This window comes from Streptomyces sp. NPDC059169, assembly GCF_042755225.1.
In the GTDB taxonomy this organism is placed as follows: domain Bacteria; phylum Actinomycetota; class Actinomycetes; order Streptomycetales; family Streptomycetaceae; genus Streptomyces.
Map to the genome: position 1 here is coordinate 1 of NZ_JBHZCF010000015.1, position 14,436 is coordinate 14,436.

General features: G+C 70.2%; 8 protein-coding genes. 2 read left to right on the plus strand and 6 right to left on the minus strand.

Annotated features, from left to right (window positions below; all coding sequences use genetic code 11):
* The coding region (locus tag ACFXOM_RS25280) for a type I polyketide synthase (RefSeq protein WP_384942746.1) at positions 1-1,712 on the minus strand (1,712 nt) is incomplete at its 3' end.
* Between the two features lie 280 nt (positions 1,713-1,992).
* Here ACFXOM_RS25280 and ACFXOM_RS25285 point away from each other — a divergent pair.
* Entirely contained in the window at positions 1,993-2,385 is a 393-nt protein-coding gene (locus tag ACFXOM_RS25285; RefSeq protein WP_384942744.1) for a YybH family protein, read from the plus strand.
* Positions 2,386-2,595: 210 nt separating this feature from the next.
* Here ACFXOM_RS25285 and ACFXOM_RS25290 read toward each other — a convergent pair whose 3' ends face one another.
* A complete protein-coding gene (locus tag ACFXOM_RS25290) occupies positions 2,596-3,360 on the minus strand; it encodes an SDR family oxidoreductase (protein ID WP_384942742.1) in 765 nt (254 codons plus the stop codon).
* Between the two features lie 367 nt (positions 3,361-3,727).
* On the opposite strand from ACFXOM_RS25290, the gene ACFXOM_RS25295 reads away from it, so the two are divergent.
* Positions 3,728-6,097 carry a BTAD domain-containing putative transcriptional regulator gene (locus ACFXOM_RS25295; RefSeq protein ID WP_384942740.1) on the plus strand — a complete coding sequence of 790 codons (2,370 nt, stop codon included), beginning with the start codon at positions 3,728-3,730 and terminating at the stop codon, positions 6,095-6,097.
* 228 nt (positions 6,098-6,325) lie between these two features.
* Here ACFXOM_RS25295 and ACFXOM_RS25300 read toward each other — a convergent pair whose 3' ends face one another.
* From ACFXOM_RS25300 to ACFXOM_RS25315, 4 genes are all read right to left on the minus strand, one after another.
* The gene (locus ACFXOM_RS25300; RefSeq protein WP_385039422.1) at positions 6,326-7,933 is read right to left on the minus strand and encodes an aspartate aminotransferase family protein; all 1,608 of its coding nucleotides are present in this window, start codon (positions 7,931-7,933) and stop codon (positions 6,326-6,328) included.
* Positions 7,934-8,046: 113 nt separating this feature from the next.
* Positions 8,047-8,802 carry a thioesterase II family protein gene (locus ACFXOM_RS25305; protein WP_385039425.1) on the minus strand — a complete coding sequence of 252 codons (756 nt, stop codon included), beginning with the start codon at positions 8,800-8,802 and terminating at the stop codon, positions 8,047-8,049.
* 190 nt (positions 8,803-8,992) lie between these two features.
* Positions 8,993-9,649, minus strand: a complete 657-nt coding sequence (locus ACFXOM_RS25310; RefSeq protein WP_384949219.1) for a ScbR family autoregulator-binding transcription factor — start codon at positions 9,647-9,649, stop codon at positions 8,993-8,995.
* 789 nt (positions 9,650-10,438) lie between these two features.
* The gene (locus ACFXOM_RS25315) at positions 10,439-13,816 is read right to left on the minus strand and encodes a pyruvate carboxylase (RefSeq protein WP_384949220.1); all 3,378 of its coding nucleotides are present in this window, start codon (positions 13,814-13,816) and stop codon (positions 10,439-10,441) included.
* Positions 13,817-14,436 lie beyond the last annotated feature (620 nt).

Genomic DNA, 14,436 nt, shown 5'->3' on the forward strand with positions numbered 1-14,436 from the left:
AACGCCCCAGCAAACACCGGAAAAGCCCCATACAAACCAAGACCCATCCCCACCCGCTGCGCACCCTGCCCCGCAAACACAAACGCAACACGACCAGGCTCCACCACCCCCGTCACCACATGAGCACCCGGAACACCACCCGCCAGACACTCCAACCCCTCGACCAACTCCCCCCGATCACCACCGACCACCACCGCCCGATGATCGAAAACCGAACGCGTAGAAACGAGCGACCACCCCACGTCCGCGAGGTCGAGGCCCGGGCGATCGGTGACGGCACGGTGCAGTCGCGCCGCCTGCTCTCGGAGCGCGGCCGGACCACGACCGGAGACCACCCACGGGGTGGGGGCGGGGCCGGTCGCAGCCTCGGACCGTTGTTCCCGCGCTTCGCGTCGCGCCGGACCCTCGGCCAGCACGACGTGGGCGTTGGTACCTCCCATACCGAACGACGACACCCCGGCGATGAGTTCACGCTCCGGACACGGCCAGTCGGACAGCTCCCGCTGCACTGCCAGCCCGAGCTCCCGGAGCGGAATGGCGGGGTTGGCGGTGTCGAAGTTGAGACTGGCGGGAAGCTCACGATGGGTCAGGCTCAGCAGCGTCTTGATGAGGCCGGTGATCCCGGCCGCGCCCTCCAGGTGCCCGACGTTGGTCTTGGCGGAACCCACTCTCAGGACGTCGTCGCCGGTTCGGCCGGCACCGAGCACCGCGCCCAGCGCGGAGGCCTCGATGGGGTCCCCAACCGGGGTACCGGTGCCGTGCAGCTCCACGTACTGCACGGCTACGGGGTCCACACCGGCCTTGGCGTACGCTTCGCGCAGCACCTGCTCCTGGGCGGCGGCGCTCGGCACGGTGAGTCCGGGCGTGGCACCGTCGTTGTTGACGGCGCTACCCCGGATCACCCCGTACACGCGGTCCCCGTCCGCGAGGGCGCGGTCGAGCGGCTTGAGCACCACGACACCGGCTCCCTCGCCCCGCACGAAGCCATTGGCCCTGGCATCGAAGGTGTAGGCGGTGCCGTCCGGCGAGAGGCCGCCGAAGCGCTCCTCGGTGACCGCGGATTCGCTGAGCAGATTCAGGTTCACACCGGCGGCGATGGCCGTGTCCGACTCTCCGCTCCGCAGGGACTCGCAGGCGAGGTGGACGGCGACGAGGGACGATGACTGGGCCGAATCGACGGTGAGGCTGGGGCCGTTCAGACCCAGGTAGTACGAGACGCGGTTGGCGATGACGCCCCGGTTGACGCCGGCCATGGTGTGCTGGGTGATGGCCCGGCTCCCGTGGCGATGCACGAGGCCGGCGTAGTCGTCGCGCAGGGTTCCGACGAAGACGGCGGTGCGGCTCCCCTTGAGCGAGGCGGGCAGGACCCCGGCGTCCTCAAGGGCTTCCCAGGCGAGTTCCAGCACGATGCGCTGCTGCGGGTCCATGGCTGCCGCCTCGCGCGGCGACACGCCGAAGAAGGCGGCGTCGAAGTCCGCGACGCCGTCCAGGAACCCGCCGCGGCGCATTCCCGTGCCACCGGCGTCGGGACCAGCCGGCTCCCAACGCCCTTCGGGCATGTCGGTGATGGCGCTCGCTCCTTCGCGGAGCAAGGCCCAGAAGGCGCCGGGGTCCGCCGCCTGAGGCAGCCGGCAGGACATTCCCACTACGGCGATGCCTGCATCGCGCCCGCTGCCGGGCTCGGTCACGACAGGGTTGTGTTCGACCGTCATCGCGCTCGACTGACCTTTCATCGCTGGAGCACCGAGAACTGTCCGACGTCATCACGGGAATCATGCAGACAGCTAAAATCCCGATCGACCTTACATTCAATCGCCAACGGGTCGTTCGAGCTCAGTAATGTTTCGGTACACCGCCGGTCTCGGCCGATCATGGAGCGGCGGATTACCCTCCGGTTAGCGGTGGGTGAGATGCGACCCGATAGCTTCTCAGAGACGACGGAAGTCGCGAAATACCCATGAAAAGGATCGACAAGAAAGCGGGCTCCCCGAGATGACTGCTGCCCTGGAAAACGTCGAGTTGACCGATGACGCCACCGAGATCACCGAGATTTACATGAAGGCGTTCAACAGCGGCAATCCCGACGTGGTGAACCAGCTCTACACGGACACCGCTGTTTCCGTGTGGGAGCCGGGTCATCCGATCACCGGGCAGGCGCGGAAGGACGCGCTCGCCGAGTTCCTGGCCCTCAAGCCGAAGATGACGGCGAAGCTCCGCCACTCCTACGTGGCGGGCGACGCGGCGCTGCTGGTCGTCGACTGGCAGATCGACGTGACCAACGCCGAGGGGGAAGCGGAGCACCACGAGGGCATCGGCAACGACGTCCTGCGTCTGGGTGCGGACGGCAAGTGGCGTTTCGCCATCGACCACCCGTACGGCAACTGAGCGACCCGTGATTGCCGGCACGCCGGCCCTGCCGCGACCGGATCGTGGCACGGTCGGCGTGCGTTCGTGCGGCCCCGCGTCACCGGGCTCGCCGGAGACGTTGGGGCCGGCCGGGACATGGGGGTCCGCCGGGGGCACGGATGAAGGGCGCGGCGAACAAAGGGACGGCCCCCGCCCATCGGCGGAGACCATCCCCAAGGTGGTGGCAGGTCACTGCTCCTGAGCGGAGACGTGCTGCGCGAGACCACCGTCGACCGGCAGCTTGACACCGGTGGTGAAGGTCGCGTCGGCAGCCAGGAAGAGCGCTGCCTTGGCGATCTCGTCGACCGTGCCGTGGCGCTTCATCGGGGTGATGGCGTCACCGAGGGCGTGGAAGCCCGCGCGCTCCTCGGGCGAGAGGCCCGCGGCGCCGGCGGTCGGCGTGTCGATGAAGCCCGGTTGGACGGCGTTGACACGGATGTTGCGGGGCAGCAGCTCCGACGCGAGCACCTGGGCGAAGGACCACAGGGCGGCCTTGGACGCGGAGTAGACGCCCATGCCCGGGGTGCCGGTGGTGTCGGCGATCGACGTCGTGAAGACGATCGCGCCGCCGTCGTTGATCAGCGGGGCGAGCGCCTTCACGGTGAAGAACGCGCCCTTGGTGTTGATGTCGAACTGACGGTCGTAGGCCTCCTCGGTGACCAGCTCGAGCGGACCCAGCTCCGAGACACCGGCGTTCACGAAGAGGTAGTCGATCCTGCCGGCCTGCGCCTTGACCACAGCGGCGAGGGACTCGATGTCGGACAGGACGGCGGTGTCCGACTTCACGGTGTAGCCGCCCACGCCGAGCTCGTTCGCGGCGTCCTGGAGGTTCTTCTCGCTGCGGCCCGTGACGATGGCTTCACCGCCGCCCTCGACGATGTGCTTGGCGATGGCGAGACCCATGCCGTTGCTGCCACCTGTGACAACGGCCTTCTTTCCTGCGTACTTGCTCAATTCGCACTCCTTGTGTGCCCAGCACGTCTCGCTGGGTCGACCGAGGGGGTGCCTCCGGCCGCATGTTCCCATGGCACACCACACGTCTGGAGATGCGCTCGAGGTTCGATCCAGATACCCGGGCCGTCCGCTCCCGCAGGGCTTCTACGAGCTTTCGAGAGGGCTCTGCGATCCTTGCAAAGGGATGCACCACTCGGCTGCGCGTCACGGACTGGGCTCCACCTCGGTGCAACGGAAATCCTGACAGCTGCCCGGTAAGACGCGCAAGGGAGAGGTCCGAATCAATGCGTCCACAGGTCGGAAACACGACTGGGTGAATTGCACGACAAGCCAAGGAAAGACACGCGGGGGAAATATGCGTTTCCGCATGCTGGGCCCACTGGAGGCGGTCCTCGAGGAACAGCCACTGGCGCTGGGCGGAGCCAAACAGCGGGCGACACTCGGGTTCCTGTTGCTCCGGGCCAACAAGGTGGTGGCCACCAGTCAGCTCCTGAAGGCGCTGTGGCCCGAGGACGAAACACCCAACTCGGCCCGGAAGATACTTCAGAACACCGTCTGGGGGCTCCGCCGCGTCCTGTCCGCCAACGGTGACGGCAACGGCTGTGCTCCCGACTCCCCCTGGGTGCACACCCAGCCGCCCGGCTACATGCTGAGTGTGAGACCCGACCAGATCGACCTGTTTCAGTTCCGCACCCACGTCGAGGAAGGCCGGGCCCAACTGGCGGCCGGAGCACCGGACACCGCGGCACGACGGCTCAAGGAGGCGCTGGCGCTCTGGCGGGGACCGGTGCTGTCGGACCTGGTGGAGACGGGGGTCTCCTGGCCGGAACTCGCCGCGGTCCAGGGAGCGCGACTCGACGCCCTTGAGGACTACTTCGAGGCCGAGCTCGCTCGCGGTCGGCACCAGACGGTGCTCGGGGAGCTCGAAACCCTGACGGAGACGGAGCCGTTGCGGGAGCGCGCCTGCGGGCAGCTGATGCTCGCCCTGTACCGCTGTGGCCGCCAGGCGGACGCCCTGAACGTCTACGCGCGGGTACGCAATGAGCTCGTGGAGAACCTGGGACTGGAGCCAGGCCACGACCTGCGGATGCTGCAGCAGGCCATCCTCAACCACGACCCGGCGGTGCTGCTGCCGGGCAGCACGAGCTGCGGCGAGTCGCTGATCGCGCGCACGGCCCCGCGCACGGTCGCCCTGCTCGACCGGGTGGCGGACGGTCTTCCCGCGGACCCGCTCGACATACGTTCCGTCATGATGGAATCGGAGATTCCGATATGCCCGGAGGAGTCCCGGCCGCACGCCCAGATCGAGCAGGTGACCGACACGGCCCGCCCGGTCGGCGAGACGACTGCCGTCGCGGCGGTCCGCAGGCACCTGGTCTCCGAGCGCAAGCGGCTCGGAGTCGTCCTGATGAACGCCGAACTGACGGCCTGCACCATGGAGACGCCGGCCCACGCCATCGACCGGGCACTGACCGAGATCGCAGCCGCGGTCCGCGAGGAGGTGGAGCGGTGGGACGGCACCCTCGTCGCCACGATCGGCTCGATCTCGCTGGCACTGTTCGGAGTACACCGTCAGCACTCCGACGATCCGGCCCGGGCCGTGCGTGCCGCCCTCGCCGTCCGGGACCGGCTGCAGACCCGTACCGAGGGCACGCAGTTCCGTGCGGCCATCGACATCGGTGACGTCCTCGTCCACTACCAGCCCGACGACGAGAGCGTCCCGCCGCTGGTGGCCGGTCGACTGGTGGACGGCAGCCACGGCCTGTTGGCACAGATCCCGGCGGGGGAGATCCGGGTCAGCGACACCGTCCACTGCGCCACCGAGACCGCCTTCGACTACGCGGCCACGGGCAGCGACGACACCGGCTGGAGCGTCGCCGCGGCCCGCCCGGAGCACCTGCTCCGGCACGACCTGCCGATCGTCGACCGCGAATACGAACTGGATGTGCTGTGCCGCCTGCTCGAGCTGGCCGGGCACCGCAGGTCACCGCATCTGGTCACGCTGCTGGGCGAACACGGTGTCGGCAAGACACGGCTCGTGCTGGAGCTCGGCCGGAGGGTTGCCGGACGGCCGGACGGGGCGTTGTTCCTCGCCGCGACCGTGCCGGCGGCCGGCCAGGCCGGTCCCCTGGCGGTCCAGTCCGACATACTGCGTGCGTACTGCGGAATCCTGCCCGGGGACTCACGGACGGCGATCCGTGCGAAACTCGGCGGCACGCTGCGTGACCTGACCGGGGACGAGGAGCGTGCGGGCCGCATGCTGCCGCTGCTGCTCCCGCTGGCCCTCCCACAGGGTGCGGACCCGACGGAGCCGAACGGAGAAACCCTGGGCGCCTGGCGGTCACTGCTCGCGGACGCCGCGCGGGGTCGTCCCGTGGTACTCGTCGTCGACGACCTGCACCGCGCTGATGACGCCCTGTTGGACTTCGTGGAGGAGCTCCCCAGATCGGTCGGCCGCGCGTCGCTGGTGGTGATCGCGGCGGCCGACCCGGAGCTGCGGGAACGCCGTCCGGACTGGAGCACGGGCACGTCCCACACCACCACGCTATCGCTCGCCGCCCTGTCCGACACCGCCGTAGACCAACTGCTGGACCACCTCGTCGCGGAGCCAGCGGGTGCGGAACGGGGACCTGACTGCGGGCTCCGCCGGACCTTGCAGGGTCCTCCCCGCGGGGCCGCGGACGACCGTCGCCGTCAGATACGCGAGCTGCTCCGGCTGGCCGCTCCGCGAGCGTGACGACGGGCAGGGGCGGGGGGGGGGGGGGGGAGGCGAAGTCGCCGACGTATGCGGCGTGCGAGGAGGCGACAGCGGTGAGTCCATGCGTACGCAGGGCGGCCATCTCAATGACCCGATGACCGCCCCGGCCCACCCGGGCCGAGGGGGCCGCCCCCTCCCCCCCCCCCCCGCCGGCGCGTGGGAGCCGGGCCGTACGGCCCGGGGGCGGAGAACGCCGTCGACGCTCCCTCAGCCGGCGCCGCCAGCGGTCGCGCCACCTCCCGTGAGGCGGGCCTCGTCCGCCTCGCGCAACAGCTCGGCCACGGCCCTGAGCCCGTCCTGCAACTGGTCGATCTCCCTGTCCGTGACGAACACCGAGGGCGCGAAGCGCAAGGTGTTGCCCGCGCTCGCCGTCGGAAAGGTCCGCACCCGGTGTTCGCGCAGCAGGTAGCCGGCGAGCGTGTATCCGAGCAGCCCGGACTGCGCGCCGTCACGGATCAGCTGGGAGCGGGACTCCGACTGGTCGTGGAACTCCAGTCCGAGCATCAGCCCCCGGCCACGGACGTCCTTGACGACGTCGGGGAACTCCACCCGCACCTTGTGCAGGGCGTCGGCGAGCCGTTCGCCGCGCTCCTCGGCGAGCCGGTAGGCGCGCCCGCCGTCGGCTTCCAGCATCGACAGCACCTTGAGGGCGATGGGGGTGGAGAATCCGTCCTTGGCGAAGGTCGAGCTGTGCACGAGCTCGAACTCGTTGCGGTAGACGCCCTGTCGGGCGAGCATGACGGCCGTCTTCGCCAGCCCGCCGCCCAGGCTCTTCGCAAGGACGTAGTAGTCTCCGCGCAGTCCGATGGCGGAGCTTGCGAGGAGCGTCCCGGTCCGTCCCATGCCGCTCTGGATCTCGTCGACGACGATGGGAATTCCGGCAGCCGCGCAATCGCGTTGGATTTCCTGCGCGAATTCCTCGGTCACCGGGACGATTCCGCCCTCGCCCTGGATGGGTTCCAGCAGGAGTGCCGCGATCACCGGGAATTCGTGTTCGACGACCTCGACCGTTCCGTGCCGGACGGTGAGGCCGCGCAATGCCCTCCGCTCCGCCGCGATGGTGTCCGCGAGTGCGCCCGGCTTGCCGTGGGGCACGAACCGGGCCTGCGCCGCCAGTGCGGTGAACGGGGTGCGGTACGCAGCGTTGTGGGTGAGCTGTACGCTGCCCACGAGCTTCCCGTGGAAGGACCCCTCGAGCGTCAGGAACACCGGCGGCCGCCCGCTGGCCGCCGCATTGCGCCGGTCCAACTCCGCGACCAGAGCGGCGAATCCGGTCATGCCGGCGGCCTCCGGCACACCGAGTTCACGGAAGGTCGCAGCGGGCACCACCGCGTCCCCGGAGAGTACGGCGGCGCGGGTGGCGGCGAGCTCGTCGGCGAGCTGTCCCGCGATCTCCTGGGCCCTGAGCACCCGGTCCAGCTCGGCATGCTTGACGGCGGCCTCGATGCCCTCGGCCCCGCTGTTCGCGAAAATGGCGAAGTACGGCTCGTCGCTGCCCAGTTCGCGGTGCACGATGCGGTTCAGCTCGGTCGCAACGGCGTTGGCGTCGCGGTGCCGGGAGAACTGCGCGAGCACGGGCGCCCGCCGCTCCAGGAGATCCTTCGCCAGCCCCACGATCTCGGGGTGGTTGTGGCCGAAGAACAACGAGCCGTAGCCGCCCGCCGCGTCGAACACCGCCACCTCGCCGTGCCCCGGGTCCTCGTAGTACAGCGTGTTCCCCTCGGCCCGGGTGTATTCGACGTCGAGCCCGACGGAGGAGAGAAATCCGAGGAGATACGGCTCCGCCAATTCCGGCTGCTCATCAAGAGAATTCATGCCGCCCCTATCGATGCAGAGAGATGTGTCGTCGACACTAACGGCGAGCTGCAACCGGAAACCCATAGGAGCGGTCATGGGGCGGTAATCGACCGCTCATCGACGCACGGGGTTCACGTCCTGGCGAGGGGTCCGGATCCCGTGAGCGCGCCGTGCACCAGACGTGCCACCTCCACGGTCCGGCTGTCGAGGTAGAAGTGTCCACCGGGGAATATCCGCACATCCGTCGCCGCTTCGGTGAACCGGCGCCACCCCGCGGCTTCGTCCGTGGTGACCACCGGGTCGTTGTCGCCCACGAGGACCGTGAAGGGCAGGGTGAGGCGTGGGCCTTCGGTCCAGGTGTAGGAACCGATCGCCCGGTAGTCGGCCCGTAGGGTCGGCATCACCATCGCCATGATCTCCGGATCGTCCAGGATCTCTCCGCCGGTGCCCCCGAGCCGGCGGATCGCGGCGACGACGGCCTCGTCGCTGTCCATCCGGTCGAGCGGGTTGGCCTCGGGGGTCGGTGCACCGCGCCCGGACAGGAACAGGCGGCCGGGTGCGGGGAGGGAGCGGCGGCCCAACCTCCGGGCGGTCTCGTAGGCGACGACGGCTCCCATGCTGTGCCCGAAGAAGGCGTACGGCTGGTCGAGGTGGGGGGCGATCTCCTCGGCGACCGCGTCCGCAAGGCGGTGGACGTCGTCGATGGCGCTCTCCAGCCTGCGGTCCTGACGCCCCGGGTACTGGACCGCGAGTACGTCGACGTTCGGGCTGAGCTCCCGCGCCATTGGCAGGTACGAGCTCACCGCCCCGCCGGCGTGCGGGAAGCAGTACAACCGCGGGACTCCCGCCCTGGCCGTGTCGAACCGCCGGAACCACTGACCGCTCATCTCGTGCGTCTCCCTCGTTCACCTGCCGGCCCCGGGACGGAGCCGCCCGCATCCTCCCTCATCCGGCTCGCGTCTCGGACGAGACGGTCAGGGGCACCGGACGGCGGGAGTCGTGGCCGTCCGGGGAAAGGGCGAGTTCATCGCGGGTGACGCCGTCCCGGCAGCCCGGCCCGGTCGCCCTCGCAGCGGGTCAGACCGACGCCACGCCAGTGCCCAACTCCCCGTCGATCCCCATCGGCTCGACGAACCTCAACTGGTCGCGCACCTGCTCGTGCGCCAGCATGCGCATGAGTAGTTCCCACAGCAGCGCCAGCCGGTGTGACAGGCCGATGTCCTCCGCGCCGGTGCGCACTTCGGCCTCGATTCCCGAGATGACCGAGGCGACGAGGGCCTCCGCCGCCTCCATGGACACGGCCGCGTGCAACGAACGCTGCGCGTGCGCCCGCCACAGCAGGCCGCACGCCGCGTCCACGCACCGGGCGTGGAAATCCACGAACCCGAGCCCCTTGCCGGCCTGTTCCTGCCCGATGCGCAGGGTCGCCCGCATGACGGGGTCGGTCACCAGCCCCTGTGCGACGAAGTGGGTCATGTCTATCAGCGTCTGGAGCGACGACGCGTTGGCCTGGTCCAGTTCCTTGAGCGCACGGTCCAACTGCTCGCAACCACTTTCCTGGACGGTCGCGGCGAGCTCCTCCTTCGAGGTGAAATGGAAGTACAGCGCCCCCTTCGAGACGTTCGCCCGCTGGCTGATGTCGCTCAGCCGCGCCTCGGCGTAGCCGCGTTCGTCGATCAGCTCGGCCGCAGCCGTCAGAAGGCCCCGCCGCGTACGCTCGGACCGCTCTTGCACTGTCGGATCACCATCTCTCGTCACGCTCGTGCATACCGACCGGATGTACGGATTCCCTGCACGGGCCGTAACCTATCGGATGCGTGGTGTAAATCAGAATGGGTGCGATTCCCCGTATTGGTGCCGACCGACACCGGATTGGGTGGGTCGTCGTGACGGTGCCCCCTCCAGGAGGAGGAGCCTGCTTCGTCGGTGGAGCGCCAAGGGCCGTGCTTGTCCACGCTGCTGACATGACGTCATCATGCGCCCGGCGGTACAGCTGCCAACAGATCCGCGCAGGGCAGTATTTCGACTTCTGCCACGACGGTGGGTGGCGCGGGAAACACGCCGACTGCCACAGCACTTCGGGCGTATGACGGCGGGGGTGGTCTTCCGGCAGTTCCGCTCCCGCGTCCTCTCCTCGGCACCCCGTCCCGCCCGGGTCGCCGTCAGCCGGCCCGCGGAGGGGCTGGACGATGTGGTACACCCGGCGCGCACCGCTCCTGCCGTGTGCCAGCGGCGACCCTCCGCGGACACCGTGGGGCATCGCCGCTTCTCCCTGCGGTGCCGCGCGGCTCACGGCCGCCCGCGTCACCGCTCAGCGGGGCGATGCGGCGCCCGCGCCGGTGAGGAGCACGGTCACCGTGCGCGGACGAGCGCCTCACACCGCCCCATGAGGGACGCTCGTGCCCCAGGAACCCCCGTACTCCTCCACGGCGGCGCAGTGGCAGGTCGGCCGGGGCCGCACGCGAACGGCCGGCCCGGGGCGGAGCCCCGAGCCGGCCGTGGACGCGCCCACCGGATCGGACGTCAGGCGATCTCGATGAGCAAGTCACCCGCCTCGACCTGCTGGATCTTCCCGATGGCCAGCCGGGCGACCGTCCCGGCGCACTGCGCGGTGATGGACGCCTCCATCTTCATCGCCTCGATCGTGGCGACCGTCTGGCCCGCCGACACCGGGGAGCCCTCCTCCACCTGGAGGGTGACGACGCCCGCGAACGGGGCGGGGACGTGTCGTTCGTTGCCGCGGTCGGCCTTCTCCGCTGCCTTGACCTCCGTGACGACGGACTTGTCCCGCACGGACAGCGGGCGCAGTTGTCCGTTGAGCCTGGCCAGCACCGTGCGGAAACCCCGCTCGTCGGCCTCCGAGATCGCCTCCAGCTCGATCAGCAGTGTCACGCCGGCCCCCAAGGTGACCGTGTGCTCGGTGTCCGGCTCCAAACCGTAGAAGAAGTCCTGCGTCGGCAGCACGGACGTGTCGCCGTACGCCTCGCGGTGGACGGCGAACTCCTTCGTCGGGCCGGGGAACAACAGCCGGTTCAGCGTCGCCCGCCGGTCGCGCGCCAGTCCCTCCTGGTCCTGGTCCGACAGGGTCGGGGACTCGGCTTGCGCCGGGCGGCCCTGGAGGGCGCGCGTGCGGAACGGCTCGGGCCAGCCACCGGGCGGATCGCCCAGCTCGCCACGGAGGAACCCGACCACCGAGTCGGGCACGTCGAACTTGCCCGGGTCCGACTCGAAGTCGGCGGCCTGGACACCGGCTCCGACCAGGTGCAGGGCGAGGTCGCCCACGACCTTCGAGGAGGGGGTGACCTTGACCAGCCGGCCCAGCATGCGGTCGGCGGCCGCGTAGCAGTCCTCGATCAGTTCGAACCGGTCGCCGAGACCCAGCGCGATGGCCTGCTGGCGCAGGTTCGACAGCTGGCCACCGGGGATCTCGTGGTGGTAGACGCGACCCGTCGGCGAGGCCAGACCGGACTCGAAGGGGGCGTAGACCTTGCGCACGGCCTCCCAGTAGGGCTCCAGCGCACCCACCGCGTCGAGCGAGAGTCCGGTCGTCCGCTCGGTGTGGTCGGTGGCCGCGACGAGCGCCGACAGCGACGGCTGGCTGGTGGTGCCCGCCATCGAGGCGACCGCGGCGTCCACGGCGTCGACGCCCGCGTCGATCGCGGCGATGAGCGTCGCGAGCTGCCCGCCCGCCGTGTCGTGGGTGTGGAGGTGCACCGGGAGGTCGAAACGCTCGCGCAGTGCGGTCACCAGGGTACGGGCGGCGGGCGGGCGCAGCAGGCCGGCCATGTCCTTGATGGCCAGGACGTGCGCGCCGGCCTCGACGATCTCCTCGGCGAGGCGCAGGTAGTAGTCCAGCGTGTACAGCTGTTCTGCCGGGTCCGAGAGGTCCGCGGTGTAGCAGAGGGCGACCTCGGCCAACGCAGTGCCGGTGGACCGTACGGCGTCGATGGCGGGACGCATCTGCGACACGTCGTTCAGCGCGTCGAAGATCCGGAAGATGTCCATGCCGGTCGCCGCCGCCTCGGCCACGAAGGCCTCGGTCACCTGGACCGGGTAGGGCGTGTATCCCACGGTGTTGCGCCCGCGCAGCAGCATCTGCGTGCAGATGTTGGGCACGGCCTCCCGCAGTGCCGCGAGGCGTTCCCAGGGATCCTCGGCGAGGAAGCGCAACGCCACGTCGTAGGTGGCGCCGCCCCAGCACTCCAAGCTCAACAGTTCCGGTGCCGTACGTGCGACGTGCGGGGCAACGGCGAGCAGGTCGCGCGTCCTCACCCGGGTGGCCAGCAGGGACTGGTGCGCGTCGCGGAAGGTCGTGTCCGTCACAGCGACGGCTCGCTGAGCCCGCAGTTCAGCGGCGAACGCCTCGGGACCGAGTGCCGCGAGGCGCTGGCGCGAACCCTCGGCGGGCGAGCTCCCGGGTGCCCCGTGGGGAAGCTTGGCCGCCGGGTCGATGACCTGCGGACGCGGCCCGTGCGGACGGTTGACCGTCGTTTCGGCGAGATACGTGAGCATGCGCGTTCCGCGGTCGGCCGACGGGCGCGCGTGCAGCAGTTCCGGATGCTCGTCGATGAAGCTCGTCGTGACACGGCCGTCCCGGAAGCCGGGGTGGTCGAGCACGGCACCGAGGAACGGGAGGTTGGTGGACACGCCGCGGATGCGGAACTCGGCGATCGCCCGGCGGGCCCGGCGGGCGGCGTTGGCGAAGTCGTGGCCGTGGCAGGTCAGCTTGACCAGCATCGAGTCGAAGTGGGCGGACACCTCGGCGCCGGTGTGGACGGTACCGCCGTCCAGCCGCACGCCGGGGCCGCCCGGCGAACGGTACGCGGAGATGGTGCCGGTGTCGGGGCGGAAGCCGTTCGCGGGATCCTCGGTGGTGATGCGGCACTGCAGGGCGGCGCCCGTGAGGACGATGTCGTCCTGCGCCAGGTTCAGCTCGGGGAGCGTCATGCCCGCCGCGATCCGCAGCTGCCCGATCACCAGGTCCCGTCCGGTGACCTGCTCGGTGACCGTGTGTTCCACCTGGATGCGCGGGTTCATCTCGATAAAGACGTGGTTGCCGCGTTCGTCGACCAGGAACTCCACGGTGCCCGCGTTGACGTAGCCGATGTGCCTGGCGAACGCGACGGCGTCGGCGCAGATGCGCGCGCGCAGCTCCGGATCGAGGTTGGGGGCCGGCGCGATCTCGATGACCTTCTGGTGGCGCCGCTGCAGCGAACAGTCCCGCTCGTACAGGTGGACGACGTTGCCCTGGGCGTCGGCGAGGATCTGGACCTCGATGTGGCGCGGATTGACGACGGCCTGCTCCAGGAAGACGGTGGCGTCGCCGAACGCCGACTCCGCCTCCCGCATCGCCGCGTCGACGGCCTCCCGTAGCTCGGCGGGCTCGCTCACGCGGCGCATTCCCCGCCCGCCACCGCCGGCGACGGCCTTGACGAAGACCGGGAACCCGATGGACTCGGCCGCGGTGATGAGCTCGTCCACGTCGGTGGACGGCGGGGACGACTTGAGCACGGGTACGCCGGCCTCGCGGGCCGCGGCCACCGCACGGGATTTGTTGCCCGTGAGGTGCAGGACGGAATCGGGGGGACCGACGAAGGTGATCCCGGCCTCGGCGCACGCGGCGGCGAGATCAGGGTTCTCCGAGAGGAAGCCGTAGCCGGGGTAGATCGCGTCGGCACCGGCCTTGCGTGCGGCTTTGATCACCTCGTCGACCGAGAGGTAGGCCCGCACCGGATGGCCTTTTTCGCCGATCTGGTAGGCCTCGTCCGCCTTGGCACGGTGCAGCGAGTTGCGGTCCTCGTACGGGAACACGGCCACGGTGGAGATGCCGAGTTCGAACGCCGCACGGAAGGCGCGGATCGCGATCTCGCCCCGGTTGGCGACCAATACCTTGCGGAACATCGAAGTCCCCTGTCGTGTTGCGGGCGCGCGGCCTCAAGGTGGCGATGTCATCCCGAATGCCGGGATCGGCATCCGCTGTACCCGTGGACGGTACCGATCAGTAGAGCCTGCGTCGATCTCCCACCGGCGGGAGTTACGTCACGCCGGGCCGCGTCCGAGCCGCTACGACGCCGTCCGGAGCGTGCCCCGGGGCCCCGGGTCTCCTTCCCGTCCGGCGCGACCGGTACCGGTCCGGACGTCTTCTCCCTACGCCGCGGATCGCCGCGTCCTGCTGGAGCCCCGCCACGCACCGACCGGGCGCCGGGTCCACCGCTGCGACGCCTCCGCCGGACGCACACAGGCCACTGTGCGCCGTTCGTGCCGAGGCCCGCAAGGCCGCCGCCGCGTTCACGCTGGAGGCCTCGGCGCGGTGCCGGACGGTGACGGAGACGACGAGGAGGAGAGCGCGGTCGGTGGCGGGCTGTCGGGTCCCGCCGAACGCGCCGGTGCCCCGACGCGGTGACCGGGCGGAACGCAGCAGCTCCCCGCACGCGCCCACCCGGTCCCGGCCGGAAAAGGTGGCAGGTCGCTGACCGGCGGGAGGGTCTCCGCGTGGCACGTGCAGCAGTGCGGCCGTGGTC

What these genes read in the sequence shown, in the direction of transcription:
- ACFXOM_RS25300 (WP_385039422.1), bottom strand. Translation starts at nt 7,933, where the DNA reads ATGAATTCTCTTGATGAGCAGCCGGAATTGGCGGAGCCGTATCTCCTC.
- ACFXOM_RS25305 (WP_385039425.1), bottom strand. Translation starts at nt 8,802, where the DNA reads ATGAGCGGTCAGTGGTTCCGGCGGTTCGACACGGCCAGGGCGGGAGTC.
- ACFXOM_RS25295 (WP_384942740.1), top strand. Translation starts at nt 3,728, where the DNA reads ATGCTGGGCCCACTGGAGGCGGTCCTCGAGGAACAGCCACTGGCGCTG.
- ACFXOM_RS25285 (WP_384942744.1), top strand. Translation starts at nt 1,993, where the DNA reads ATGACTGCTGCCCTGGAAAACGTCGAGTTGACCGATGACGCCACCGAG.
- ACFXOM_RS25315 (WP_384949220.1), bottom strand. Translation starts at nt 13,816, where the DNA reads ATGTTCCGCAAGGTATTGGTCGCCAACCGGGGCGAGATCGCGATCCGC.